The sequence below is a fragment of the Cellulosimicrobium protaetiae genome, assembly GCF_009708005.2.
GTDB lineage: Bacteria > Actinomycetota > Actinomycetes > Actinomycetales > Cellulomonadaceae > Cellulosimicrobium > Cellulosimicrobium protaetiae.
The window spans coordinates 547,894-572,325 of sequence record NZ_CP052757.1; the positions used below are offsets into that span (position 1 = coordinate 547,894).

General features: G+C 73.8%; 23 protein-coding genes. 17 read left to right on the forward strand and 6 right to left on the reverse strand.

Features of this window, described 5'->3' with window-relative positions; all coding sequences use genetic code 11:
- The gene (locus FIC82_RS20755; protein ID WP_154797415.1) at nucleotides 1–609 is read left to right on the forward strand and encodes a hypothetical protein; all 609 of its coding nucleotides are present in this window, start codon (nucleotides 1–3) and stop codon (nucleotides 607–609) included.
- 37 nt (nucleotides 610–646) lie between these two features.
- On the opposite strand, the gene FIC82_RS02395 is transcribed toward FIC82_RS20755, so the two are convergent.
- The 3 genes from FIC82_RS02395 to FIC82_RS02405 all read right to left on the reverse strand — a co-directional run bounded on the left by FIC82_RS02395 (nucleotide 647) and on the right by FIC82_RS02405 (nucleotide 3,194).
- Nucleotides 647–1,447 carry a class I SAM-dependent methyltransferase gene (locus FIC82_RS02395; RefSeq protein ID WP_168731421.1) on the reverse strand — a complete coding sequence of 267 codons (801 nt, stop codon included), beginning with the start codon at nucleotides 1,445–1,447 and terminating at the stop codon, nucleotides 647–649.
- Between the two features lie 43 nt (nucleotides 1,448–1,490).
- Complete coding sequence (locus tag FIC82_RS20955; protein ID WP_253691356.1) at nucleotides 1,491–2,633, reverse strand: 3-keto-disaccharide hydrolase; 1,143 nt, start codon at nucleotides 2,631–2,633, stop codon at nucleotides 1,491–1,493.
- 129 nt (nucleotides 2,634–2,762) lie between these two features.
- The gene (locus tag FIC82_RS02405; protein ID WP_154797416.1) at nucleotides 2,763–3,194 is read right to left on the reverse strand and encodes a hypothetical protein; all 432 of its coding nucleotides are present in this window, start codon (nucleotides 3,192–3,194) and stop codon (nucleotides 2,763–2,765) included.
- Nucleotides 3,195–3,708: 514 nt separating this feature from the next.
- On the opposite strand from FIC82_RS02405, the gene FIC82_RS02410 reads away from it, so the two are divergent.
- The 10 genes from FIC82_RS02410 to FIC82_RS02455 all read left to right on the forward strand — a co-directional run bounded on the left by FIC82_RS02410 (nucleotide 3,709) and on the right by FIC82_RS02455 (nucleotide 18,676).
- Nucleotides 3,709–4,992 (forward strand): extracellular solute-binding protein, encoded by a 1,284-nt coding sequence (locus FIC82_RS02410; protein ID WP_154797417.1) that lies wholly within the window; start codon nucleotides 3,709–3,711, stop codon nucleotides 4,990–4,992.
- 106 nt (nucleotides 4,993–5,098) lie between these two features.
- Nucleotides 5,099–6,088 (forward strand): carbohydrate ABC transporter permease, encoded by a 990-nt coding sequence (locus tag FIC82_RS02415; protein ID WP_154797418.1) that lies wholly within the window; start codon nucleotides 5,099–5,101, stop codon nucleotides 6,086–6,088.
- A complete protein-coding gene (locus FIC82_RS02420) occupies nucleotides 6,085–7,017 on the forward strand; it encodes a carbohydrate ABC transporter permease (RefSeq protein ID WP_253691358.1) in 933 nt (310 codons plus the stop codon). The genes FIC82_RS02415 and FIC82_RS02420 overlap by 4 nt, the downstream gene beginning before the upstream one ends.
- Nucleotides 7,014–7,865: a DeoR/GlpR family DNA-binding transcription regulator gene (locus FIC82_RS02425; RefSeq protein ID WP_154797419.1), complete on the forward strand. Its 852-nt coding sequence runs from the start codon at nucleotides 7,014–7,016 to the stop codon at nucleotides 7,863–7,865. Before FIC82_RS02420 ends, FIC82_RS02425 begins: the two co-directional genes overlap by 4 nt.
- 63 nt (nucleotides 7,866–7,928) lie before the next feature.
- The gene (locus FIC82_RS02430) at nucleotides 7,929–8,825 is read left to right on the forward strand and encodes an SIS domain-containing protein (protein ID WP_154797420.1); all 897 of its coding nucleotides are present in this window, start codon (nucleotides 7,929–7,931) and stop codon (nucleotides 8,823–8,825) included.
- Nucleotides 8,822–9,898: an ROK family protein gene (locus FIC82_RS02435; protein ID WP_168731422.1), complete on the forward strand. Its 1,077-nt coding sequence runs from the start codon at nucleotides 8,822–8,824 to the stop codon at nucleotides 9,896–9,898. The genes FIC82_RS02430 and FIC82_RS02435 overlap by 4 nt, the downstream gene beginning before the upstream one ends.
- Nucleotides 9,895–10,911 carry a 1-phosphofructokinase family hexose kinase gene (locus tag FIC82_RS02440; protein WP_168731423.1) on the forward strand — a complete coding sequence of 339 codons (1,017 nt, stop codon included), beginning with the start codon at nucleotides 9,895–9,897 and terminating at the stop codon, nucleotides 10,909–10,911. Before FIC82_RS02435 ends, FIC82_RS02440 begins: the two co-directional genes overlap by 4 nt.
- Nucleotides 10,912–11,748 (forward strand): class II fructose-bisphosphate aldolase, encoded by an 837-nt coding sequence (locus tag FIC82_RS02445; protein WP_154797421.1) that lies wholly within the window; start codon nucleotides 10,912–10,914, stop codon nucleotides 11,746–11,748.
- A gap of 1,278 nt (nucleotides 11,749–13,026) precedes the next feature.
- Nucleotides 13,027–17,157 (forward strand): NPCBM/NEW2 domain-containing protein, encoded by a 4,131-nt coding sequence (locus tag FIC82_RS02450; RefSeq protein WP_154797422.1) that lies wholly within the window; start codon nucleotides 13,027–13,029, stop codon nucleotides 17,155–17,157.
- A gap of 172 nt (nucleotides 17,158–17,329) precedes the next feature.
- Nucleotides 17,330–18,676, forward strand: a complete 1,347-nt coding sequence (locus FIC82_RS02455; protein ID WP_154797423.1) for a hypothetical protein — start codon at nucleotides 17,330–17,332, stop codon at nucleotides 18,674–18,676.
- 19 nt (nucleotides 18,677–18,695) lie between these two features.
- Here the strand turns inward: FIC82_RS02455 and FIC82_RS02460 are convergent, their stop codons facing one another.
- Nucleotides 18,696–19,313 carry a TetR/AcrR family transcriptional regulator gene (locus FIC82_RS02460; protein ID WP_154797424.1) on the reverse strand — a complete coding sequence of 206 codons (618 nt, stop codon included), beginning with the start codon at nucleotides 19,311–19,313 and terminating at the stop codon, nucleotides 18,696–18,698.
- Nucleotides 19,314–19,347: 34 nt separating this feature from the next.
- Here FIC82_RS02460 and FIC82_RS02465 point away from each other — a divergent pair, with 34 nt between their 5' ends.
- From FIC82_RS02465 to FIC82_RS02490, 6 genes are all read left to right on the forward strand, one after another.
- On the forward strand, nucleotides 19,348–20,130 hold the full coding sequence (locus FIC82_RS02465) for an SDR family NAD(P)-dependent oxidoreductase (protein WP_253691360.1): 783 nt from the start codon (nucleotides 19,348–19,350) through the stop codon (nucleotides 20,128–20,130).
- A gap of 65 nt (nucleotides 20,131–20,195) precedes the next feature.
- Nucleotides 20,196–20,744: a universal stress protein gene (locus FIC82_RS02470; RefSeq protein WP_154797426.1), complete on the forward strand. Its 549-nt coding sequence runs from the start codon at nucleotides 20,196–20,198 to the stop codon at nucleotides 20,742–20,744.
- Nucleotides 20,741–21,178, forward strand: a complete 438-nt coding sequence (locus FIC82_RS02475) for a FluC/FEX family fluoride channel (RefSeq protein ID WP_168731424.1) — start codon at nucleotides 20,741–20,743, stop codon at nucleotides 21,176–21,178. Before FIC82_RS02470 ends, FIC82_RS02475 begins: the two co-directional genes overlap by 4 nt.
- Nucleotides 21,175–21,552, forward strand: coding sequence for a fluoride efflux transporter FluC (locus tag FIC82_RS02480; protein WP_168731425.1), 378 nt, complete (start codon nucleotides 21,175–21,177; stop codon nucleotides 21,550–21,552). Before FIC82_RS02475 ends, FIC82_RS02480 begins: the two co-directional genes overlap by 4 nt.
- Before the next feature lie 101 nt (nucleotides 21,553–21,653).
- Nucleotides 21,654–22,139 (forward strand): SRPBCC domain-containing protein, encoded by a 486-nt coding sequence (locus FIC82_RS02485; RefSeq protein ID WP_154797427.1) that lies wholly within the window; start codon nucleotides 21,654–21,656, stop codon nucleotides 22,137–22,139.
- Nucleotides 22,136–22,456, forward strand: a complete 321-nt coding sequence (locus FIC82_RS02490; RefSeq protein ID WP_168731426.1) for an ArsR/SmtB family transcription factor — start codon at nucleotides 22,136–22,138, stop codon at nucleotides 22,454–22,456. The genes FIC82_RS02485 and FIC82_RS02490 overlap by 4 nt, the downstream gene beginning before the upstream one ends.
- A 91-nt stretch (nucleotides 22,457–22,547) precedes the next feature.
- Here the strand turns inward: FIC82_RS02490 and FIC82_RS02495 are convergent, their stop codons facing one another.
- Together FIC82_RS02495 and FIC82_RS02500 are read right to left on the reverse strand one after the other, a co-directional pair.
- Nucleotides 22,548–23,201, reverse strand: a complete 654-nt coding sequence (locus tag FIC82_RS02495) for a response regulator (RefSeq protein WP_154797428.1) — start codon at nucleotides 23,199–23,201, stop codon at nucleotides 22,548–22,550.
- Nucleotides 23,198–24,304 carry a sensor histidine kinase gene (locus FIC82_RS02500; protein WP_168731427.1) on the reverse strand — a complete coding sequence of 369 codons (1,107 nt, stop codon included), beginning with the start codon at nucleotides 24,302–24,304 and terminating at the stop codon, nucleotides 23,198–23,200. The genes FIC82_RS02495 and FIC82_RS02500 overlap by 4 nt, the downstream gene beginning before the upstream one ends.
- Nucleotides 24,305–24,432: the final 128 nt, after the last annotated feature.

Below are 24,432 nucleotides of genomic sequence, written 5' to 3' on the forward strand. Positions count from 1 at the left end.
GTGAGCCAGCCTCCGTACCAGCAGCACCCGGGCGGCGACGCCCAGCAGCCCCCGCAGACCCCCGGGCCGTACGAGCAGGGCCAGCCGGCCTACGGGCAGCCGGCCGCCTCCGGGCACTACGGGGCGCAGGCGCCGTACGGGCAGGGCCAGCCCGCGTACGGCCAGCCCGCGCAGCCCGAGCAGCACCAGCCGGCCTACGGGCAGATGGCGCCGCAGGCTCCTCCCGTGGCGCCGTACCCGCCGCAGGGCCAGCAGCCCTACGGGGCGCCGAACCTGCCGCAGGGCCAGCAGCCGTACGGCGCGCCGTACGGGCAGCCCGGCTACGGCGGGCAGCCGGGCTACGGCGGGCAGCCGGGCTACGGCGCGTACGCCCCCGTCGGTCCGCAGCCGATGACCTGGCGCACGATCCTCGCGTACGTGTTCAGCCCGATCGCGGTGTTCTTCCTGCCGATCGTGTTCGGCGTGCTCGCGATCGTCTTCTCCGCGATCGCGGCCCGCCGGAACGAGAAGACGGCGAAGATCGCGCTCGCGGTCGCGATCGCGTGCACCGCCGTGGGCTTCATCCTGGGCGCGATCAGCGGCTACCAGGCGGCGAGCCAGTTCCTCTGACGGTCACCGGGCGGGCCGACCAGGACGCGCGCCCGGGTCAGCCCGCCTGGCGCGCCACGACCAGGTGGCGGGTCGAGCGCGCCACGAACGGGGTGGACGTCGTCCCGTCGTCGCGCGCGCCGGCCCGCAGCCGCGCGTCGAGGTCCTCGAGGACGCCGCGGTAGCGGTCGACCGAGAAGTCCGGGACCCACCACACGCACTTGCGCAGGAGCCAGACGACGGCCCCGACGTCGTGCAGCTCCATGCGGCACGTGGCCGTGCGGAGTTCGACGACGTCGAGGCCGGCGGCGTGCGCCTGCGCCGCCTCGTCCTCCGGGTCTCGGCCGGTGCGGGCCTCGGGCTGCGGCCCGAGGAACGCCTCGATGAGCTCGAACGCCGAGCCGGGGCCCACGTGCTGGGCGAGGTACGTGCCGCCCGGGCGCAGCACGCGGTGGATCTCGGACCATGCCGGCGCGACGGGATGCCGTGCGGTGACCAGGACGAACGACGCGTCGGCGACCGGGAGCGCGCCGTCGACCGGGACGACGACGCGCCCTCCCCACGGGGCCAGGCGCTCGCGCGCGCGAGCGGCGTTGGGCGCCCACGCCTCGGAGGCCACGAGCGTCGCGGGGGTGGGATCGCCCCGGTCCGCTGCGGCCCCGAGCGCCTCCGCCAGGACCTCTCCGCCACCGGTGTCGAGGTCGAGCGCGGCGTCCGCCTGCCCGAGGTGCTGCGACAGGAGGGACACGAAGCGCCACGGCGGGCGCTCCTCGGTGGCGCGGCCGTCGAGCCAGCCGAACCCCCAGCCGGTGACGTCCGCCTGCCCTGCCTCGGTGATCAGCTCGTCGAAGGGTCGCACGCGCTCCACTCTCACAGGCGTGACCGGCCGGCGTCGCGGCTCTTCAGGCGCAGTCGACGCCCGCGTACGGGGTCTCGACGACGGCGGGGCCGTGGCCGGTCGCTACGGTCAGCGTGGCCGTGCCCGGCTCGACGGACGCGGACCGCGTGCTGAACGACTGGTAGGCGTTGCGGCCTGCCGGGACGCCGGTGAACGAGCGCTCGCCCGCGGGCGTGCCGAGGGTGAGGTCGACGGGCTCCTCCCCGACGTTCAGCGCGCGCACCGCGACGTGAGCCGTCCCGGCCAGGCACCGCGCATCGACCTCGACGTGGACGGGCGGGAGCTCCCGGACCCGGACGTCGCGGTACGACACGACGTCCGGTGCCGAGCCGTGGGCCTGGAGCCCGACGTACCCGACGAGGCCGCGGGTGCTCGAGTCCGGGTCGAGCGGGCGGCCGGGGAACGGGACGCCGGGCAGGTTCTCGTACTCGTTGATGACGACCCCGTCGCGGATCACCGTGTAGTGCTGCCCGACGACGCGGACCTCCAGCTCGTTCCACGTGCCCTTCGCGGTGGGCATCGCACGGTCGAGGCCGATGTCCGCGAAGCCGTAGACCGACCCGGTCTTGCGGGGGTCGTTCGACCCGCCCTCGGGGGAGTCGTTGACCTGGATCTCGTGCCCGCAGTTGACCGCGATCCACGAGAGGTTGCCCGTCTCGTTGCCGTTGAACGTCGTCGGGCACCCCTCGACGGGTCCGGACAGGTCGGGGAAGCGCACCTGCACGCCGCTGTTGGCGCGCGCGTCCCCGGGCGCGTCGTCGCGGAACTGCACGACGAGCGAGAAGTCGCCGTACTGGCGCACCGGGTACCAGAGCGTGCCGAACCCGCCGCCCGCGCCCGCCCGGGAGCGGATCGTCCCGTCGTCGAGCAGGTCGAACCCGCCGTCGCCCGCGTACTCCCAGGCCTCGAACGACTCCGCGGTCCCGTCGAAGATCACGTCGTAGGTGTCGTCGGAGGCCGCGGTGGCGGCGGCCTCGGGCCCGGCGGCCTTCGGTGCGACGGACTCCGGTGCGACGGTCTCCGATACCGACGGCACGACGGCCGCGGCCGGCGCCGCCAGCACGACCCCGACGACGAGCGCGGTCGCCCCGGCGAGACGGGCGCGGTGCGCCCGGCGGCGGGCGGACGGACGGGTCGTGCTCGACATCGGAACTCCCTCGTTCGACGCTTGTCCCTCCACCTTCGCACGGATGCCCGGGGCTCTCCACGGCACGACCGCGCGCACGACCGCGCGCCCGCCTCGCGGCCGACTTCGGCGTGAGCCGCACCCCGCGCGTCAGACCGGTCCGGCCGTCCCGTCGTGCGAGGTGGCGGAGCGGGCAGGGATCTCGGCCGCCTTCTCCCACGAGCCGACGGTGCGCCCGTCGCTCGTCTCGAGCCGGAACGGTGCGAGCGGGAGGTTCCCGGCGCGGCGGCGGGCCCGGAGCACGTCCATCGCGTCGTCGTCGCTGCCCGCGCCGAACGGTTCGCCACGCCGGGCCCCGGTCGCCGTGACGACGCGGTAGCTGGTCAGGAGGTCGTCGTCGTGATGCACCTCGTCGGCGACCGCGGCGACCTCCTGGGCGACCTCGAGGTTCGGCAGCGCGACCCAGGTGCGTCCGGGCCCGTCGAGCGTCCAGGTGTCGGAACCCTCGCGGCGGATCACGTACTCGCGCGAGGCGTTGCGGGCGCGCCAGGTCCCGTCGTCTACGGCAGTCCAGGTGAGCATGTTCATGAGCTGGTGCGGGTCGGACGGCGTCCAGTCTCTCGTCGGTCGAGCAGTTCCCCCTGCCGTCGTCCTACGACCCACCCGCAGCGTACGCGCACCGCCCGCGGCGCGGGTCCACCTCGAGGAGGAGATCACGCATCGCGCGCGTCACACGGAGTCGGCCGTGCGACGGACCCCGCGCTACGCGCAGGGGACTCAGGTGGGCGGGGAGCGGTGAGGTCTCTCCCTCGGGTCAGCTCCCGGTTCTCTCCCGCGGGATCGGGGTCTGCCTCCGCGAGCCCTTGCTCTCGCGGCCGGGGTGAGCGCCGGGCATGCTCGAAGGTGACGGTTCGGTGACGGAATCTGCTCGACTCTGGACGCCCTCCCGCGTAACATGCTTCTATGTGACGGTAACGAGCAGGAAACGATCGTGATCTATCAATGGTGATGACAGATCCGGTCGTTCCTCCCGGGCCGTGTGCCTCACGCGGACCGGACCGATCGACCTCATGGCAACGAAGCGGAGGACAAGGACATGAAGGACGCGAACACGCGGCGCACGGCCTCGACGGCGAGCCGGCCGCTGCGCCTGGTGGCGCTCACGGCGGTCGCGGGGCTGGCGCTCTCGGCGTGCGGATTCGGCGGGCAGGGCGGCGGTGGCGGTGACGAGGGCGACGGCACGACCATCGACCTGCTCGTCCCGACGTACTCCGACCAGACGAAGTCGCTGTGGGAGACGGTCATCGCGGGCTTCGAGGAGGAGAACCCGGACGTCACGGTCAACCTCGAGGTCCAGTCCTGGGACAACATCAACGACGTGGTGCGCACCAAGGTGCAGTCGGACCAGGCGCCGGACATCCTCAACATCGACGCGTTCGCGGGCTTCGTCGAGGACGACCTGCTCTACCCGGCGGACGAGGTGCTCTCGCCCGACACGATCGCGGACTTCCAGGAGTCCTTCGTCGAGAACGCGTCGATGGACGGCACGCAGTACGGCCTGCCGCTCATCGCGTCGGCGCGCACCATGTTCTACAACAAGGACCTGTTCACGCAGGCCGGCCTCGACCCCGAGGCTCCGCCCGCCACGTGGGACGAGCTCAAGGACGCCGCGACGAAGATCTCGGCGCTCGGCGGGGGCACGTACGGCTACGGACTGCCCCTCGGCTCCGAGGAGGCGCAGGCCGAGACGGCGATCTGGTTCTTCGGCAACGGCGGCGGCTACGGCGACGCGTCCGAGATCACGGTCGACACCCCGGAGAACCTCGAGGCCACGCAGTTCTTCCAGAGCCTCGCCGTGGACGGCGTGACCCAGCCCGACGCGGGGGCGACCGACCGCACGCCGCTCATCGACGTGTTCATCCAGGGCAAGATCGGCATGATCGTGGGCCTTCCCCCGACGATCGGCCAGATCGCGGACAAGAACCCCGACCTGAACTACGGCACGGCGCCCGTCGCGACGAAGGACGGCTCGCCCGTGACGCTCGGCGTCGCCGACCACCTCATGGCGTTCAAGAACGACGGCGACAAGCAGGACGCGATCACGGCGTTCCTCGACTACTACTACTCGCCCGAGGTCTACGTGCCGTGGGTCGACGCCGAGGGCTTCATCCCGGTGACGAAGTCGGGCGGCGAGGAGCTCGCGACGAAGGAGTCGATCGCGCCGTTCCTCGAGCTGCTGCCCGACGCGCAGTTCTACCCGTCCACGAACCCGCAGTGGTCGGCCACGCAGGGGGCGATCCAGTCCCTCGTCGGGCAGGTCGCCCAGGGCAAGGACGCGCAGTCGGTCCTCACCGAGATCCAGGGCAAGGCCGACGAGTGACGCGTCGGTGACGACCGCCGGGCGGCGGGATCCCCACCCCGCCGCCCGGCGCGCCGTCGCCCTCGCACCGTCCACGACCTCACCCCGGCACCCTGAGGACCACACGATGACCACCGACACGACAGGCACCCAGGCCGGTGCCACGACGGCGAGCCCCGCGCCGCCGTCGGACCACCACGCCGCGCCACCGGGCGCGGACGACCGCTCCCGCCGCACCTGGCGCGGCACGCTCTCCGCCCTCCCGTGGATCGGGCCGAGCATCGCCCTCATCGCCCTGATCGTGCTGTTCCCCGCGGGCGTCATGATCTTCAACTCGACGCGCGACATCTCGCAGTCCGGGGTGGACCGGGGGAGCGCGGGTCTCGAGAACTACGCCGACGTCTTCGCGATCGACGCCCTGCCGCGCGTGCTGCTCAACACCGTCGTGTGGGTCGTCGTGGTCGTCGGGCTGACCGTCGTCATCTCGCTCGCGCTCGCGAACTTCCTCGACAAGCAGTTCCCGGGCCGCCAGCTCGTGCGCCTGGCCGTGATCGTGCCGTGGGCGGCGAGCGTCGTCATGACGACGACGGTCGTCTACTACGGCCTGCAGCCCAACTACGGGATCTTCAACCAGTTCCTCGCCGACATCGGCATCCTCGAGGTGGCCGACTACGGCTTCACGAAGAACGCGACGTCCGCCTTCCTCGTGGCGATCGTCGTCGCGGTGTTCGTGTCCCTCCCGTTCACGACGTACACGATCCTCGCCGGCCTCCAGGCCGTCCCGCACGAGGTCGTCGAGGCCGCGCGCATGGACGGCGCGTCGAGGTCGCGCACGTACTTCTCGGTGATCCTGCCGCAGCTCAAGCCCGCGCTGTCGGTGGCGGCGCTCATCAACATCATCAACGTCTTCAACTCGCTGCCGATCCTGCGGATCATGACCGGCTCCATCCCCGGCTACGACGCGGACACGACGACGACGCTCATCTTCAAGCTCATCCAGTCGGACCGTCGTGTCGACCTCGCGTCCGCGCTGTCCGTCGTGAACTTCGCGATCGTCATCCTCGTGATCGTCGCGTACATGCGGATCGTCAAGCCCATGAAGGGAGTGGACGAGTGAGCACCACGACGCAGCACGGTCCCGCCCCGGCGTCGACCCCGTCCGGCGCGCGCACCCCGCAGCCCCGCCGCAAGGCCTCGAAGTACCGCACGGGCGGCCCCGGCGCGCACGGCTCGATCACGGGCCGCGTGATCGCGGGGTTCCTGGTCGCGGCGATCTTCCTCGTCCCGTACCTCGTCATGCTGTTCGGCTCGCTGAAGAGCCGGCCCGAGATCCTCCAGATCCCGCCGACGTACCTGCCGAACGAGTGGCACTTCGACAACTACGTGTCGATGTGGTCGACGCCGGAGACGCCGCTGCCGCAGAACCTCGTCTCGACGATCGTCATCTCGGTCTTTGCGACGGTCCTCGTGCTCGTGGTCGCCGTCCCGGCGGCCTACTACACGGCCCGGTTCCGGTTCCCCGGCAGGCTCGCGTTCCTGTTCCTCGTGCTCGTCACGCAGATGCTCCAGCCGGCGGTGCTCGTCGCGGGTCTGTTCCGGCAGTTCCTCGCCTTCGGCATCGTCGACACGTGGCTCGCGATGATCCTCGTCAACGCGGCGTTCAACCTCGCGTTCGCGGTGTGGATCATGCACAGCTTCTTCGCGAGCGTGCCGAAGGAGGTCGACGAGGCCGCGCAGATCGACGGCGCGGGCCGGTGGACCGTCCTGTTCCGCATCAACCTGCCGCTCGTGTGGCCCGGCATCGTCACCGCGATCATCTTCACGTTCGTCGCGGCGTGGAACGAGTTCGCCGCGTCCCTCGTCATCCTCTCGACGGCAGGCAACCAGCCACTGTCGGTCGCTCTGACGAAGTTCATCGGGCAGTACGACTCCGCGTGGCAGTACGTGTTCGGGGTCTCGATCGTGGCGATCGTCCCCGTCATCATCCTCTTTGCGATCATCGAGAAGCGCCTCGTCGGAGGCCTGACCGCAGGGAGTATCAAATGACCACACACCTCACGGGCGACCTCGCGGACCAGCCCGGCCTCGCCGGTCTGAGCAAGTCCGTCCGCTGGGAGCGCATGCTCGCCCTCCTCGCCGACCGTCGCCGCCTGTCCGTGACGGAGGTGGCCGACGAGTTCGGCATCTCCGAGTCGACGGTGCGCCGCGACTTCGACCAGATGGCCGCGCGGCAGCTCGCGCACCGCACGCACGGCGGCGTCGTCGCGGCGTCCGTCGCGTACGGGCTGCCGCGCCGGTACAGCAAGCAGGTCGAGGACAAGCAGCGCGTCGCGGCGGCGGCGGCCGCCCTCGTCCTCGAGCGGTACACCGCGCCCGTCGTCGGCCTCAACGGCGGCACGACGACGACGCTGGTCGCCAAGGCGCTGGGTGAGCAGACGGAGGAGACGTCGGAGGACGCGCTCCAGCAGAGCGGCCACGCGCTGACGGTCGTGACGAGCGCGCTGAACATCGCGACGGAGCTCGTCCTGCGCCCGCAGGTCCGCACCGTCTGCCTCGGCGGCACGGCGCGCGCGCAGTCCTACGAGCTCACGGGCCCGGCCGCGATCCAGATGGCGCGCACGCTGTGGCTCGACGTCCTCGTCCTCGGGATGCTCGGCATCGACGCCGCCGCGGGCCTGACGTGCGGCGACCCCGACGAGGCCGGAGTGACGACGGCGCTCGTCGAGCGGTCCCGGTCGGTCGTCGCGGTCGGCACGTCGGACAAGGTCGGCACCCGCTCCTTCGCCCAGATCTGCGAGATCTCGCAGGTCACCACCCTCGTCACCGACAGCGGCGCCACCACCGACGTCCTCGACCCCCTCCGTGAGGCGGGCGTCGAGGTCGTCGTCGTGTAGCGGCGTCGGTCACGCGCGCCCGGCGCCCGCCGGACGCTGCATCGCAGAAAGGTACTGAGCACCATGACCACGACCCACGTCAGCGCGGAGATCGCGAGCCAGCCCGAGGTGTGGCGCCGGGCGGCCGAGCTCGCCGCCCGGAGCACCGACGTCCTCCCGCAGGCGGGTGAGCGCGTCGCCGTCGTGGGGTGCGGGACCTCGTGGTTCGTGGCGCAGGCGTACGCGGCCCGCCGCGAGGAGCTCGGGCTGGGCGAGACCGACGCGTTCGCGGGCAGCGAGTTCCCGACCGCGCGCCGCTACGACCGCGTCGTGGCCATCACGCGGTCGGGCACGACGACGGAGATCCTCCAGCTCCTCGAGACGTTCCGCGGCGAGCTGCGCACCCTCGTGCTCGTCGGCGACCCGACCTCCCCGGGCGCGACCGCCGCGGACGACGCGGTCGTCATGGAGTTCGCCGACGAGCAGTCGGTCGTGCAGACCCGGTTCGCGACCGCGGCCCTGAGCCTGCTGCGCGCCTCGCTCGGGGACGACGTCGAGAAGCTCGCGCTCGCCGCCGAGGAGGCCGTGACGTGGGAGGTTCCCGCCGAGCACCTCGACCGCTCGCAGTTCACCTTCCTCGGGCGGGGGTTCTCCGTCGGGCTCGCGAACGAGGCCGCGCTGAAGATGCGCGAGGCGTCGCTCGCGTGGGCCGAGTCGTACCCGGCCATGGACTACCGCCACGGCCCGATCAGCATCTCCGACGCCACGAGCGTCGTGTACCTCCTGGGCGCGGAGGTCCCCGGCCTCGTGGACGACGTCGAGCGCACCGGGGCGCTGGCCGTGCGGTTCGACGAGGACCCGCAGGTCACGCTCGTGCGGCTGCAGCGGCTCGCGGTCGCGAACGCGGAGCGCAAGGGCCTCGACCCGGACGCGCCGCGCAACCTCACGCGGTCGATCATCCTCGACGCACCGGCGTCGTGAGCGCGCGCACGACCCCGCCGGCCCCGTCCGCCGAGACGGTCGGCGGGCAGGGCGCGGGCCGCCCCGACGGCCCCGTCGTCGTCGCGCTCGACGTCGGCGGAACGGACATCAAGGCGGCGCTCGTCGACGCGGGCGGCGTGCTCCTCGAGCAGGTCACGCCGACGCGCGCCCAGGAGGGGCCCGAGGCGTCGTTCGCCGCGGTCCTCGCGGCGATCGCCGCCGTCCGGGAGCGCGTCCCCGCGGGCCGCGAGGTGGCCGCCGTCGGGCTCGCCGTGCCGGGGACCGTCGACGAGGAGCACGGGGTCGTGGTCAACGCCGAGAACCTCGACTGGGTCGACCTGCCGGTGCGGGCGCACGCGGAGGAGGCGACGGGGCTGCCCGTCGGGTTCGGGCACGACGTGCGGGCGGGCGGACTCGCCGAGTGGCGCCTCGGAGCGGGGCGCGGGGCGCACAACCACGCGTACGTGTCCGTCGGCACCGGCATCGCGGCGGCCGTCATCCTGCGCGGCGAGCCGTACGCGGCGCACGGCTGGGCCGGCGAGATCGGGCACGGGGGAGCGCGCGAGGGTGAGCCGTGCCCCTGCGGCGGGCGCGGTTGCGCCGAGACCTTCGCGTCGGCCGCGGGGATGGCGCGCGACTACCGCCGCCTCACCGGGGCGTCGGCGGACGACGTCCCGGGCGCGCGCGAGGTGCTCGCGCGGGCCGAGGCCGGGGACGACGTCGCGCGCGCCGTCTGGGAGCGCGGCGTCGACCGGCTCGGCGAGCTGGTCGCGGAGCTCGTGCGGTCGCTCGCGCTGCCCGTCGTCGTGGTGGGCGGCGGGCTCGTGCGCGCGGGCGACGCGCTGCTGCGGCCGCTCGACGCCGCCGTCCGCTCGTACCTCACCATCCACCCCGTGCCGCGCCTCGTCCCGGCGGAGCTGGGTTCCGCGGCGGGCGTCCACGGCGCCGCCCTGCTGGGCTGGGACGCCGCGCGCGCCGCCGGTCACGACGTGCCGCGGCAGCACGCGGTGTCGGCACCCGCCGTCGCCCCGGCCGCTCGCGCGCTCGTCACCGCGGACGGGGTCACCCCGTGACGGCCCGCGTCGTCGCGCTCACCCCGAACCCCGCGTGGGACGTCACGTACGGCGTCGACCGCCTCGTGCCCGGCGAGTCCCTGCGCGTGCGGACGGTCGTCGGCCGCGCGGGCGGCAAGGGCGTCAACGTCGCGCGCGTCGCCCGCGTGCTCGGGGCACCGAGCGTCGCGGTGTGCCCGCTCGGCGGCCCGCTCGCCGCACCCTTCGCCGCGGACCTCGACGCCGACGGTCAGCCGGCAGCCGTCGTGCCCGTGGCCGGCGCCGTGCGCCAGTCCGTCGCCGTGGTCCCCGCCCAGGCGGGGCCCGAGGACCGCGGGCACCCCACCGTGCTCAACGAGCCGGGGCCCGCGCTCGACGACGCGGAGTGGGCGGCGCTCGTCGCCGCGTGCGTCGCGCAGGTCCGGCCGCCCGCAGGCGTCGGGGTGCCCGACGTCGGCCCGGAGGCTCCGCCCGGAGCCGCGGCGTCGGCCGTGGTCGCCACGGTCTCGGGGTCGCTGCCGCCCGGCACGACGCGCGAGCGCGTCCTCGGGCTCGTCGGGGCGCTGCACGGCGCGGGCGCGCGCGTCCACGTCGACGTCTCGGGCCCCGGCCTGCTGTGGGCCGCCGACGCCGGGGCCGACCTGCTCAAGCCCAACCGGTCCGAGCTCGCGGAGGCGACCGGCGCGGACGACCTGGTCGACGGTGTCGCCGAGCTGTTCCGGCGCGGCGCGCGGGCCGTCGTCGTGACCGACGGCGAGCGCGGGCTCACCGCGTACGCGCCCGGCGCCGACACCGCGCGGCCCGTCGTGGTCGGCCGGGCACGCCTGGCCGAGCCCGTCGCCGGCAACCCCACCGGGGCCGGCGACGCGGCGATGGCCGCGCTCGCCGTCGACCCCGACCAGCCCTGGGCGCGACGCCTCGCGCTCGCCGCCGCGACGTCCGCCGCGGCCGTCCTGCAGCCCGTCGCGGGCGCCGTCGACCGCGCCGACGTCGACCGGCTGCACACCCACGTCCACACCGAACCGGAGACCTGAATGCCCCTCGTCACCACCGACCGCCTGCTCGACCCCGCCCGCGCCGAAGGGCGCGGCGTCGGCGCGTTCAACGTCATCCAGGTCGAGCACGCGGAGGCGTTCGTCGCGGCCGCGACCCGCGTCGGGTCCGGGGTCGTGCTGCAGATCAGCCAGAACGCCGCGCGCTGGCACGGCGCGCTCGAGCCGATCGCCGCCGCGACCCTCGCGATCGCGCGCGCCGCCGACGTGCCGGTCGTCGTGCACCTCGACCACGCGGAGGACCGCGACCTCGTCACCGAGGCGATCGGGCTCGGCTTCACGTCCGTCATGTACGACGGCTCCGCGCTCGACTACGACGACAACGTCGCCGCGACCGCCGCGGTCGTGGCCGAGGCGCACGCGCGTGGCGTGTTCGTCGAGGCCGAGCTCGGCAAGGTCGGGGGCAAGGACGGCGTGCACGCACCCGGCGTGCGCACCGACCCCGCCGAGGCCGTCGCGTTCGTCGAGGCGACGGGCGTCGACGCGCTCGCCGTCGCCGTCGGGTCCTCGCACGCCATGACCGACCGGACCGCCTCGCTCGACTTCGCGCGCATCGCCGAGCTGCGCGCCGCCGTGCCCGTGCCGCTCGTGCTGCACGGGTCGTCCGGCGTGCCCGACGCGGACCTCACGCGCGCCGTCGAGACCGGCATGACCAAGATCAACGTCTCGACCCATCTCAACAACACGCTCACGACGGCGCTGCGCGCCTACCTCGACGCGAACCCCACCGTCGTCGACCCGCGCAAGTACCTCGGCGCCGGCCGTGACGCGATGCGCGACGAGGTCGTGCGCCTCCTGGGAGTGCTCCGCGCACCCTGACCCGCCGAAACGGAACCCTGGTCCCCCGACGTAGAACCCCGGTCGGTCGAGGTAGAACCGTGGTTCTTGTGCCCGACGGCGTGTGGCTGGGTTGGGTGGGCGGGGTGGGTGGTGGTGCCGCGTCTACCATCCGCCGCTCGTTCCTCGCGGCTCCCGCCAGGCCCGCCACGACGCGGCACCACCACCCACCCCGCCCGGCGTCGTCTCGCCCTGGTCTGTGCGCACCACTGGTGACTGCCCGCGTCGTGGGGTTCGTCTCGTGTCTCGTGTCTCGTGTCTCGTGTCTCGTGTCTCGTTCTCGTTCTCGTTCTCGTTCTCCCTGTCGTTGTCGTGGTCCGGCAGGGCGTCGCAGCGGCAGTGCCCCGTTCGTGCGTCACCGTCGCGGGGTGAGCCTCGTGCAGGGCTGGGCTTGTGGTTGTCGCTCGTCCCGGCGGTCTGACGGGCCGTGACCGCATGCTCGGCGGGCGGCAGCCGCATGGTCGGGCGTGCGGCCCGTCCCGTACGGGCTGGGGTGTCTGGCGGTGAACTGGGTGGCCTGCCGGGTCGCAGGGCCGACCGCGGTGCTTCGGAGGCCTGCGCGGCCTGGGTGGCCAGATGGCTTCTTGGCGACCTGGCCGCGGCGGGTGAGCGAACGCCGTCGGGCACGGCCATGGTTCGACCTTGGCCGACCATGGTTCTACGTCGGCCGACCACGGTTCTATCTCGGGGGACCGGGGTTTTATCTCGGCCGACCACGGTTCTACTTCGGCGGACCAGGGTCCTCTCTCGGACGACCGGGGTTCCTCCCTCGCGCGACCAGGGTCCCTCGGGGCGGCAGGGGTGGTGGGCCCGCGCGCTGCCAGGTGGAAGAGAGCGCTGCGGGGGTGGGCGACCACGAGCTCAGGTGCGACGACGGCCGAGCGGTGGGGGTGGACTCGGATGCGAAGGGGCGTCAGAGCGGCGCTCCAAGAACCCACGGCCGAACGACCACGGTGACGGCGCCGCAGCCCCGAGCACCGAGACCACCCCCACCGCGGACCCGACCCCGCGGGCCTGAAGCCCGACCACGGTTCTATCTCGCGCGACCAGGGTTCTACCTCGGCCGACCACAGTTCTATCTCGGGCGACCGGGGTTCAATTTCGGCGAGACCTCTTGTGCTCCGGCGATCTGTGCGTGATGCTTGGTGCGTGATTCGACGAGGAATCACGCAGAATAATGCAGAGTCTGCCGGATCACTGACCAACGACCGCTCGTGCGCCGAACCCTCTGCGTCGAGCGACCCCGGGCGAGGGAGCTCTATGAAGCCAGTACGTCAGCGACACCCCGCGAGCCGCGCTCGCGGTCTGCACCCACGGGCCGCGGCGGCCGCGCTCGCCGCCGTCGCGCTCGTGGCCACCGGTCTCGTCGCGGTCCCCGCGGGCGCGGCGCCGACCGCCACCGAGACCACCGCCGCCACGACGGACGGGCCCACCCCGATCACGCCGAAGCCCGTCACGCCGGAGGTCCCGGTCGCGGCGAACGGCACGCCGATCGGGGCGATCACCGCCGTCGAGCAGGACGGGAACGTCGTCACGCTGCGCGCCGCGAACGGTGCGGCCCGCGTGACGTTTCTCGACGACGCGACGCTGCGCGTCGAGGCGGACCCGAGCGGGTCGTTCACCGACCCGGCGAACACGCCGCAGGGCGACCCGGCCCGGACGTCGAACATCGTCGTCGGGACGGACGAGTTCACCGGCGCGACGCCGACCGTCGAGGACGGCGACACGATCACGCTCGCGACGGACGCCGTGACGCTCACGGTCGACCGCGCGACGAGCCGCATGACGCTGACGCGCGCGGACGGCTCGGTCGTGTGGGAGGAGTCGGCGCCGATCACGTTCGGGTCGAACAGCGCGACCCAGCACCTCACGCCGAGCGCGGGGGAGCAGTTCCTCGGCGGCGGCATGCAGAACGGCCGCTCGATCCACACGGGCGCGACGATCAACATCGCGCGCTCGTACGACTGGGACGACGACGGCTACCCCAACGCCGTGCCGTACTACATGACGAGCGCGGGCTACGGCGTCCTGCGCAACACGTTCGCGCGCGGCACGTACGCCTTCACGCAGGACGCGACGACGACGCACGAGGAGCGTCGCTTCGACGCCTACTACTTCGTCGGGGACTACAAGCAGTCGCTCGACGGCTACACGCAGCTCACGGGCCGGCCGCACATGCCGCCGGTCTACGCGCTCGAGTACGGCGACGCGGACTGCTACAACCGCTCGTCCGAGACCTACAAGGCGCGCAACCCCAACTCGTGGAACGTCCCGGGCAAGCTCCGCACGCCGGACGCGCTCGAGGTCGCGCGCGACTTCGTCGAGCACGACATGCCGGGCGGCTGGATGCTCGTCAACGACGGCTACGGCTGCGAGTACGTCGAGCTCCCGGAGACGGTCGCCCAGATCGAGGCCGAGACCGGGATCAAGACCGGCCTGTGGACCGAGCGGTCCCTGACCAACCAGGCGTTCGAGGTCGGCGAGGCGGGCATCCGCCTGCGCAAGCTCGACGTCGCGTGGGTCGGCTCCGGCTACCGCATGGCGCTCACGGGCTGCGAGGCCGCGCACGACGGCATCGAGGCGAACTCGGACGCACGCGGCACCGCGCTCATGGTCGAGGGCTGGGCCGGCTCGCAGCGTTGCGGCATGCAGTGGACGGGCGACCACTCGGGCAACCTCGACGCGGTCCGCTGGCAGGTCCCCGCGCTCCTCAGCTCGGGCAACTCCGGCCAGGCGTTCACGACCGGTGACGTGGACGGCATCTTCGGGGGGTCTGCGGAGTCCTACGTCCGCGACCTGCAGTGGAAGGCGTTCGCGCCCGCGCTGTACTCGATGAGCGGCTGGGCGTCGGTCGACAAGCGCCCGTGGCTCTACGGCGAGGAGGCCACGGAGATCAACCGGAAGTACCTCCAGCTCCGCCAGAAGCTCATGCCGTACGTCTACACGCTGGCCGCGGAGTCGCACGCGTCGGGTACCCCGATGATGCGCTCGCTCGCGCTCGAGTACCCCGACGACCCGTACGCGTACGGCGCCGAGGCGAACTCCGAGTTCCTGCTCGGCGAGGACTTCCTCGTCGCGCCGGTGTACACCGACTCCGACGTGCGTGACGGGATCTACCTCCCCGAGGGCCAGTGGGTCGACTACTGGTCCGGCGCCCTGTACGACGGCGGTCGCGTCGTCGACGGCTACGCCGCGCCGCTCGACACGCTCCCGCTCTTCGTCCGCGCCGGGGCCGTCGTCCCGCAGGGCGAGGTCGCACGCAACGCGTCGCTCGTCGCCGAGGACTCGGCGATCACGCTCGACGTCTACCCGCAGGGCGAGAGCAGCTTCGAGCTCTACGAGGACGACGAGGTCACGCGGGCGTATGCCGACGGCGCGGCCTCGCGCCAGACGTTCTCGGTCACCGCTCCCGAGCAGGACGGCGGCGACGTCGTCGTGACGATCGGCGAGCGCGAGGGCGACTACGCGGGCAAGGCCGCCGCGCGGCCCTACGCCCTCGACGTCCACACCGGGTCGGCCCCTGACGCGGTGAGCGTCGGCGGCGCCGAGCTCGGCGAGGTCGCGGACGCGGCCGCGCTGGAGGCCGCCGAGAGCGGCTGGTTCTACGACGCCGACGCCCAGGGCGGCGTGGTGCGGGTCAAGATCGCCGCCGTCGGGTCCGATGCGACGGCGACGATCACGCTGACGGGCACGAGCGCCGTCGGCGGCGAGGACTCGGACGCGCAGCGCGCGCACGTGTCCGTCGCGGTCGACGACCAGGTGTTCCAGGGCGAGGAGACGACGGCGCGCGTCACGTTCCACAACACCGGCACGAAGGCGAAGGACGGCGTCGAGATCACGCCAGTCGTCCCCGAGGGTTGGACGGTCGTGAGCTCCGAGGGCACGACGGCGGCGTCGGTCGAGCCGGGCGGCTCGCTCACGGCGACGTTCGTCGTCTCCCCGGGCTCGGGGTCGGCGGCGGGCGCGCAGAGCGTCGGCGGCACGGCGACCTACCTCGACGCCGCGGGCGGCGAGCGCTCGATCACGGGCACGAGCCAGATCGACGTCGCGTACGGCAGCCTCGCGGCGGCGTTCAACCACGTGTCCATCACGTCGGTCGCGACCAAGGGCGCCGGCAACTTCGACGGCGGCGGTGCCTCCTTCTCGGAGGACGCGCTCGCGGCCGCCGGGGCGACGTGGGGCGAGCCGCTCACCGTCCAGCGCGGCGAGGACACGATCGAGTTCCGGTGGCCCGACTCCGAGCCGGGCGTGCCCAACTCGATGGCGCTCGACGGCCAGACCGTGGCGCTCGGCGGGAAGGGGACGCACCTCGCGTTCCTCGGCTCGTCGGCCACGGGCGCGGGCGTCACGCCCGAGGTGACGATCACGTACGCGGACGGGACGACGTCGAAGCAGACGTTCTACTTCCCGAACTGGCTCATCCAGGCGTCGGGCCCGCTCAAGGACTCGGTCGTCGCGGTGGCCAGCAAGGGCCGCAACAACGCCAACAACCCGGACGGGTACGAGTACCCGACGTACAGCTACCAGGTGTACGCGAACGTCGCGCCGCTCAACCCGACCAAGGAGCTGCGGTCCGTGACGTTCCCGACCGGGACAACCGCCAAGCTGTTCGACGTGCGGCCCGTGACGCTCGGTCTGCCCGACGCGCCGTCGGGCGACGTGTGGGTGTCCGACCTCGAGTGGACCTCCGCGACGAACGGCTACGGCGTCATCGGTATCGACGTGGCGAACAAGGACTCCGCGTCGTCGCCCGACCTGCCGCTCGTCATCAACACCACGCCCGAGCTGAAGAAGACGTACGACAAGGGCCTGGGCGTGCACGCGGCGTCGAAGATCACGTACTACCTGGGCGGCCAGTGCACGCGGTTCACCGCGGACACCGGTCTCGAGGACGGCTTCAACGGGTCGGTGATCTTCAAGGTGAACCTCGACGACGTGAACCGCTACCAGGGCTCGACGTTCCAGGCCGGATTCCCGACCGAGACCGTCGACCTCGACCTCACGGGGGCGCACTACATCGACCTCGTCGTCGACGCGCCCGGGTCGATCAACGGCGCCCACGGCGTCTGGGGCGACGCGCGGTTCGAGTGCGGCGGCGAGGAGCCGCAGGTCGCGTTCTCGGTCGAGGCGCAGCCGCGCACCATGGCCGGGAAGATCTACCTCGCGGTCCGCGTCGTCAACGACGAGGACGTGCCCGTCGACGTCACGGTCTCCACGCCGTACGGCGAGAAGACGTTCGCCGACGTGGCACCGGGCGCCAACGCCTACCAGTCCTTCGCGACCCGCCAGGTCGCGATCGACGCGGGCGAGGTCACCGTCTCGGTGACCAAGACCGTCGACGGCGAGGACGTCACGTCCGCGCAGACCGTCGGCTACGACGCGGCCGGGTAGCCGGCCGTCGCACCCGGGTTCGGCCGGGAGCACAACGCGGGGCGGGTCGTTGCCGGACGACCCGCCCCGCGCCGTGCCCGGCCGCACCGGTCCTGCCCGCGGCGGTCGAGGCCGGCCCGTCACCGGACTCCGCTACCCTGCACGAGCCGACCGCGACGAGAGGACCCGCCCGATGTCCCACCCCACCGAGCCGTACGAGCCGGTCGACGACCACACCGTCATGCGGCCGCCGCGTCGGTACGGGGAGGACGGCGGGTCGGGCTTCGGCGGGTCGGGCTCCCCGGGCTACGCGAGCCCGCACGCGCAGGCTCCGTACGACACCGACCCCTACGGCCGGGCGGCGGCCGCCCCCCAGGGGCCTGGCTACCCGGGCTCCGGCCGCCCCGGTCGGGACCCGCACGCGACGCTCCCGCCGACGGACACCGGCGCGACCTGGCCTCCTGCCGGCACGGCCCCCGGGTACCCGCCGCCCCCGCTGCCCGCGCCCTACGCGGGCGCGCAGGGCGCGCGGGGCCCGCACGCTCCGTACGGCACCCCGACGGCCCCGTACGCGACGCCGTCCGGCCCGCCGTCTGGCCCGCAGTACGGCGCACCGGACGACGCGACGGTCGTGCCGGGGCCGCCCGTACCGCCGTCGGACCCGTACGGCTTCTCCCCGTACGCGACGCCGCCCGGACGCGGCTCGCGCAAGTGGCTCGTGCCCGTCCTCGCGGGCGTCGGCGCGTTCGTCGTCGTCGCGGGCGGCCTCGGCGTGTGGCTCGCCGTGCGCGACGACGCCCCGCCCGCACCCGCGCCGACCACCGCGGAGCCCGCCCCCGCGACGGACGCGCCGGACGATCCGGTCGCGACCGACGAGCCGGAGGCGACCGAGGAGCCCGTCGACACGGACGTCACCGACGACGAGCCGTGGCTCGAGCAGCAGTACCGCGCGGGCGCGGAAATGGACCCGGAGTCGGGCCCCGCGCTCGCGCCGATGTCGTGGGACTACTTCTCCGACAACGACTACCTGGTCAACGAGGACCGCATCGCGCTCACGGCCCGCCGCGACTTCGCGTGCGACGACCTGCCCGCGATCCCCGCGATCGAGGCGCTCGCGGGGTCGTGCCAGGCCGGGTTCGAGGCCCGCGTCGTGTCCGACGACGGCCCGACCCTCGCGCTCGACGTCGTCCTGGTCGACGTCGGGTCGAAGGAGGAGGCGGAGCGCCTGGCGGCCGCCTTCAACGACGCACCGGAGGGCGATCCGCTCACCGACACCACGGGACCTGCCCACCCGACCCTCGCCGCCGCGGTGCCCCAGCCGGGGTTCGAGGGCACGTACGCGCTGCTCGACGACGGCGACTCGCCCGCGGTCATGGTCAGTACCGGGACCGTCGTCCTGATGTACCGGCTCGGGATCGACGACGGGCTGGAGCGTGACCAGATCCTGCCCGTCGCGCAGGCCGTCGGGTTCGTCGTCACGGACCACGAGCTCGCGAAGTCGTTCGGCGACAAGAAGTGGCTGGACACGAAGGCAGGCTGAGCGCGCCTCGACGATCAGGTCACGCACGGTCCGACGTGCGGCCTGCCCCGTCCTGACCGGTCGGGTGCAGGCCGTCGACGAGCACCGAGAGGAAGTAGGGCCAGCGCAGGGGGTCGCCGGTCGCGCAGGCGCCCTGGTAGGCGGCCGTCATGAGCCCGACGACGTCGCGGCCGGTGAGGTCCGCGCGGACCGCCCCGGCGTCCTGGGCGCGCCGGACGAGCAGGTCGGCGATCTGCTCCAGCCGCAGGCGGCGGTCGGTCAGTCCCGGGACCTGCTGCTCCGCGGCGGCCGCGACCTGGCAGAACGCGAGATCCCGCGCCTGGAGCTCGACTCCCGCGGCCACGAACTCGCGCAGCGCGGTGAGCGGGTCCGGCTCGGCGAGGAGGGTCTCCGCGCGGGCGGCGAGGTCGTCGATCAGCCCGGCGACGACGGTCACGACGAGCTCGTCCTTGGACGCGAAGTGCCGGAAGACGGTGCCCTTGGCCACGCCGGCGCGGTCGGCGATCGCGGCGACCGGGACGTCGAGCCCTGACTCGGCCAGCACGCTCCCCGCGGCACGGACCAGCGACTCGCGGTTGCGCACGGCGTCTGCCCGCACGTGGACCACCTCCTCGCCGACGACGGTACCACGCAACATGACCAGGTGGTCATCTTGCGTGGTACCGTCGAAGGTGACCACCTGGTCATCTTATTTCGACACGGAGGAGCGGGACATGGACATGACGGGAAGCAGGGCTCTGGTCGTCGGGGCGTCGTCCGGCATCGGGGCCGCGGTCGCGCGGACCCTCGCGGCCGCGGGGGCCGAGGTCGTCGCGGCGGGCCGCCGCCTCGACAGGCTCGAGCAGGTCGCGGCCGACGCGGCGCACCTGCGCGGAAGCGTCGGGGCGCTCGTCCTCGACGTCGCGGACGAGGCCTCCGCGCGTGCCGGGGTCGCCGAGGCGGCGGAACGGCTCGGCGGGCTCGACGTCGTGGTCAACAACGCCGGGGTCATGCTGAGCAGCCCGGTGCAGACAGCCGACCCCGCCGAGTGGGAGCGGATGACCCGCACCAACCTCCTCGGCACGCTCCACGTCTCGCACGCAGCGCTGCCGCACCTGCTCGCGAGCCGGGGCACCCTGGTGCAGACCTCGTCGACGTCGGGGCGGACGGCGTCCGCGGGCTCGGGGGTCTACGCCGCGACGAAGCACGGCGTCAACGCGTTCTCCGAGGCGCTGCGCCAGGAGGTCGCCGCCCAGGGCGTCCGGGTCGTCGTCGTCGAGCCCGGCATGGTGGACACCGAGCTCGCGAGCCACCTGACCGACCCCGCGATGCGCACCCTGGCCGCGCAGATCGCCGGAGAGATCCGGGTCCTGGACCCCCAGGACGTCGCCGACGCCGTGCTCTTCGCGGTGAGCCGTCCGGCGCACGTCTCCGTGAACGAGATCCTGCTGCGTCCCACGGCCCAGGTGCGCTGACGGCCCGGTCCGCGGGTGCTGGGTACGCTGAGGGCGGTGAGCGATCCCCGCGGGAAGAGGTCCGCATGAGAGCCAGGCCCGTGCCCCAGCCCGCGCTCGACCGCATGGTCCCGTTCGGCGGGCACCCCGTCGTGGTGGGCGTCGTCCCGGGCGGCGACCCGCTCGTGGTCCGGACGGCCGCGGCCTGGGCGAGCGCCGTCGGCTCCCGCGTCGTCGCCGCCTACGCCGACACCTCCCGCCACGTCGTGGCGGAGCACGCCGACGGCTCGGTGACGCACGCGTCGCTCGACCCCGACTCCGCCGACGACTCCTGGCAGGACGTCGAGGCGCGGCTCCGGGCCGAGATCGAGGAGACTCTGCGGGGTGCGGGCGTGGCGTGGGACCTGCGCTACCTCGCGGGACGCCCCGACCGGGCGCTGACGCACCTGGCGCGGGCCGTCGAGGCGGCGGTGATCGTCGTCGGGACGCGCGCGCCGGGGTCGACCGCCCACCTGCGCGAGCTCGTCGAGGGGTCCGTCGCCGCGCACCTCGCCCACCACCAGCACCGGCCTGTGCTCACGGTGCCGCTCGCGGTCGTCGACTGGAAGGAGCTCCGGACGCCGTGGGAGACGTGAGGCGCAGGACCCCCGTCCTCGCGCTCGCGGGCCTCGTCGCGCTCGGTGGAGCGGTCGGCACGACGGCGCGGGCGCTCCTCGAGCAGGCGTTCGTGCTCGTGCCCGGGTCGTGGCCGTGGACGACGTTCTGGATCAACCTCGCCGGGTCGTTCGTGCTCGGTGCGCTGCTGGAGACGTTGCTGCGCTCGGGCCCGGACGCCGGGTGGCGTCGCGGCGTCCGGCTCGGCTGCGGGACGGGTGTGCTCGGCGGGTTCACGACGTACTCGACGTTCGTCGTCGAGGTCGAGCGCCTGGCGAGCGGGGGGAGCGCGGCGCTCGGCGTGGCCTACGCCCTGGTGAGCGTCGCGCTCGGCGTCGCGGCGGCGGTGGCCGGGATCGCGCTCGCCGCGGCGGTCCGACGGCGGCTGGTCGCCCGGGGCGGCGGTGCCCGGTGACCGGGGTCCCGGAGCTGGCGCTCGTCGCGGTCGCGGGAGGGCTCGGCGCGGCGTCCCGGTTCCTGCTCGACACCCTCGTGGCGCGGCACAACCGCTGGTCGACGCCGCTCGGGACGGTCGTCGTCAACGTCACCGCGTGCTTCCTGCTGGGGCTGCTCACGGGCTGGGGCGTGACGCACCCGGGCCACGGGGACGTCGCGGCGGTGCTCGGCATCGGGTTCCTCGGGGGCTACTCGACGTTCTCGACCGCGTCGGTCGAGGGTGCGCGCCTCCTGCTCGCGGGCCGCGGCGCCGTCGCCCTGCTGCACGCGCTCGGGATGCTCGTCGTGTGCGTGGCGGCTGCGGTGACGGGGATCGCGCTCGGGAGCGCGTGACCGGCCCGTCGAACTGTGCAACCCCAGGGTTGCGCCCATCCGGAACTTGTGCAACTCTAAGGTTGCATCAACGTCGACCTTCCCCACGGAGAGGAAGCACCATGACCACCACCAACGAGCCGGCCGTCGTCGACCGCGAGTCGTACACCGTGTCCCGGACGGTGACCATCGACGCCCCGGCGGCACGCGTCTGGGCCGCGCTCACCCAGGAGGACCTCATCAGCGGCTGGTTCGGCCAGCGGACCGAGCTGCCCGACCTGCGCGTCGGCGGCGAGGGCGTGTTCAGCTGGCCGGACGAGCCCGACGTCCAGGTGCGGATCGAGGAGTACGACCCCACGACGACGTTCGCCTTCCGGTGGGGGACGCCGGTGGGGCAGGTCATGGACGAGTCCACCTCGACCGTCGCCCGCTTCACGCTCGAACCCCAGGGGTCGACGACCGTCCTGCGCGTCGTCGAGACCGGCTTCGACCTCGTCGCGGACCCCGACGGGCTCCTCGAGAGCCACCAGCAGGGCTGGACGGACGAGCTCGACGAGCTCGTCGCGCTCCTCGAGGGTGCGCTCGCGGTCGAGGGCGGTCGCGCGTGACCGCACCCGTGACGGAGCTCGCTCCCGTGTTCTCGGCCCTCGCGGACGACACCCGGTGGCGGATCCTCCAGGAGCTCGGCAGCGCGGACCTCTCGGCGTCCGCGCTCGCCGAGCGGCTGCCCGTGAGCCGTCAGGCCATCGCGAAGCACCTGCGCGTGCTCGCGGAGGTGGGCCTCGTCGAGTCCGTCCGGGTGGGCCGGGAGGTCCGCTACCGCGCCGTCGGCGCCCGGCTGGAGGAGACCGCGCGGGCGATCGAGGCCATCGGCGCGGCGTGGGACCGCCGTCTCGCGGCGATCAAGCGCATCGCGGAGTCGTAGCCGCGGTCGTCACGATCCCGGCGCGGGGCAGGCCTGGCTCGAGCGCGGTCGCGACGAGCCTCGGCGGAGCGCCGGGCCTGGCGGCGCGCTCTCACCGGGCGCCGAGGCCCGCCTCGTGCGCGAGGATCGCGGTCTGCGTCCGGTTCACGGTGCCCAGCTTCGTCATGGCGTGCGCCAGGTAGGCCTTGACCGTCGACTCGGCGAGATACAGCCGTCGGGCGATCTCGGCGTTGGAGAGCCCGTCCGCGAGCGCCCCGACCACCTCCCGCTCCTGGGGTGCGAGCGCGCCGAGGCGGCGCTGCGCGTCGGCGCGCCGGGCGGTTGCGTCGCCGCCCGCGGCGGCGAGCAGGTGCCGCGCGACGGCGGGGGAGAGGATCGCGTCGCCCGCGACCGCGGCGCGGATGCCGTGGTGCAGCTCTTCGGGCGTCGAGTCCTTGAGCAGGTAGCCGACGGCGCCGGCGCGCAGGGCGGGCAGCACGTACTCGTCGCTGAGGAAGCTCGTCAGCACGACGACGGCGGTCTCCGGGTGCTCGCGGTGGACCGCCACGAGCGCGTCCAGCCCGTCCATCACGGGCATCTGCATGTCGAGCAGGAGGGCGTCGGGGCGCAGCTCGCGGACGAGCTCGACCGCGCGGGCGCCGTCACCTCCCTCACCGACCACCTCGAGGTCCGGGGCGGTCCCGATCAGGCGCACGACCCCGGCGCGCAGGAGCGCCTCGTCGTCGACGACGACCACGCGGATCATGCCGTCCTCCTCGGGAGCGTCGCCCGCAGCCGGTAGCCGCCGGGGGGCGTGGGTCCGGACTCCAGGGTGCCGCCCAGGAGCTCGACCCGCTCGCGCAGGCCGACGAGGCCGAAGCCTCCGGTCGTGAGCCCGGTCGGCGGGGAGGTCGGCGGTGCGTTGTCGACCGTGACGCGCACGCCGCCCTCGACCGGCGACACCTCCACGGTGGTGGACGCCCCCGGGGCGTGCCGCACGGCGTTCGTCAGACCCTCGCTGACGACGCGTTCCACCGTCCGGTCCACGAGGTCCGGCGGAGACGACGACTGCGCCGAGATCTCGACCCGGACGGGCTGGCCGGCGGTGCGCGCCTCCTCGGCGAGGGCCGCGATCGCGGCGGGACCGGCCGAGCCGGTGCCGCGCGCGGACCCGCCCGTGCCCGGGGCAGGCTCGGGTGCGTCCGCCGTGAGCGCCGTGAGGACCTGCCGCATCTCGGCGAGCGCCGCACGGCCGCTCGTGCCGATCTCGTCCGCGAGACGACGGACGTCGGCGTCCTCCGTCGTCGTCGCGAGCACCTCCGCCTCGACGACGGCGTAGCTCACCCGGTGGGAGACGACGTCGTGCAGCTCGCGGGCGAGCCGGGCTCGCTCGGCCGCCCGCGCCGTCACCTCGGCGCTCGCCGCGGCCCGGCGGTCCGCCTCGGCGCGCGAGCGCTCGGCGCGACCCGCGACGTACGCGAACAGGATCATGAGCGTCGCCGCCCAGAGGGCCGACGGTCCCGAGCGCTCGGCCGTGAGCCGCCACGCCGGCCACGTCACGGCGACGACGCCGAGCACCGCGGCCCCGCTGGTGCGGGAGGACCGGACCTCGGTCCCCACGGTGTAGAGCGCGGCGAGGGTCGCGACAGCCGGGGAGACGAACGACAGCACGACGCACGCGCCCAGGACGGCGAGGGGGTACCGCCGCCGGGCGAGGAGCAGGGCCGACGCCGCGAGCTGGGCGGCGATCTCCGGCCCCGCCGACGCCCATCCCAGCCCGGACGACGCGCGCAGCATGACGAGGAGCGCCCCGGCGGCCCCGCTGGAGACCGCGACGAGGACGTCGGCCCGCGAGACCTGGACCCCCACGCCGCTCAGGCTAGCCACGGGAGGGCGACCGGGCCCGTCGGGCGGGCCGTGCGGAGTCGACTTTCGGAGGTACTCGTCGCCCCCGTTCGGGCGTGCCGGACGAGTGCCCCCGGGGCGGAACGTGGAGT

What these genes read in the sequence shown, in the direction of transcription:
- FIC82_RS20955 (WP_253691356.1), bottom strand. Translation starts at nt 2,633, where the DNA reads ATGTCGAGCACGACCCGTCCGTCCGCCCGCCGCCGGGCGCACCGCGCC.
- FIC82_RS02405 (WP_154797416.1), bottom strand. Translation starts at nt 3,194, where the DNA reads ATGCTCACCTGGACTGCCGTAGACGACGGGACCTGGCGCGCCCGCAAC.
- FIC82_RS02410 (WP_154797417.1), top strand. Translation starts at nt 3,709, where the DNA reads ATGAAGGACGCGAACACGCGGCGCACGGCCTCGACGGCGAGCCGGCCG.
- FIC82_RS02415 (WP_154797418.1), top strand. Translation starts at nt 5,099, where the DNA reads ATGACCACCGACACGACAGGCACCCAGGCCGGTGCCACGACGGCGAGC.
- FIC82_RS02425 (WP_154797419.1), top strand. Translation starts at nt 7,014, where the DNA reads ATGACCACACACCTCACGGGCGACCTCGCGGACCAGCCCGGCCTCGCC.
- FIC82_RS02430 (WP_154797420.1), top strand. Translation starts at nt 7,929, where the DNA reads ATGACCACGACCCACGTCAGCGCGGAGATCGCGAGCCAGCCCGAGGTG.
- FIC82_RS02445 (WP_154797421.1), top strand. Translation starts at nt 10,912, where the DNA reads ATGCCCCTCGTCACCACCGACCGCCTGCTCGACCCCGCCCGCGCCGAA.
- FIC82_RS02450 (WP_154797422.1), top strand. Translation starts at nt 13,027, where the DNA reads ATGAAGCCAGTACGTCAGCGACACCCCGCGAGCCGCGCTCGCGGTCTG.
- FIC82_RS02455 (WP_154797423.1), top strand. Translation starts at nt 17,330, where the DNA reads ATGTCCCACCCCACCGAGCCGTACGAGCCGGTCGACGACCACACCGTC.
- FIC82_RS02460 (WP_154797424.1), bottom strand. Translation starts at nt 19,313, where the DNA reads ATGTTGCGTGGTACCGTCGTCGGCGAGGAGGTGGTCCACGTGCGGGCA.
- FIC82_RS02470 (WP_154797426.1), top strand. Translation starts at nt 20,196, where the DNA reads ATGAGAGCCAGGCCCGTGCCCCAGCCCGCGCTCGACCGCATGGTCCCG.
- FIC82_RS02485 (WP_154797427.1), top strand. Translation starts at nt 21,654, where the DNA reads ATGACCACCACCAACGAGCCGGCCGTCGTCGACCGCGAGTCGTACACC.
- FIC82_RS02495 (WP_154797428.1), bottom strand. Translation starts at nt 23,201, where the DNA reads ATGATCCGCGTGGTCGTCGTCGACGACGAGGCGCTCCTGCGCGCCGGG.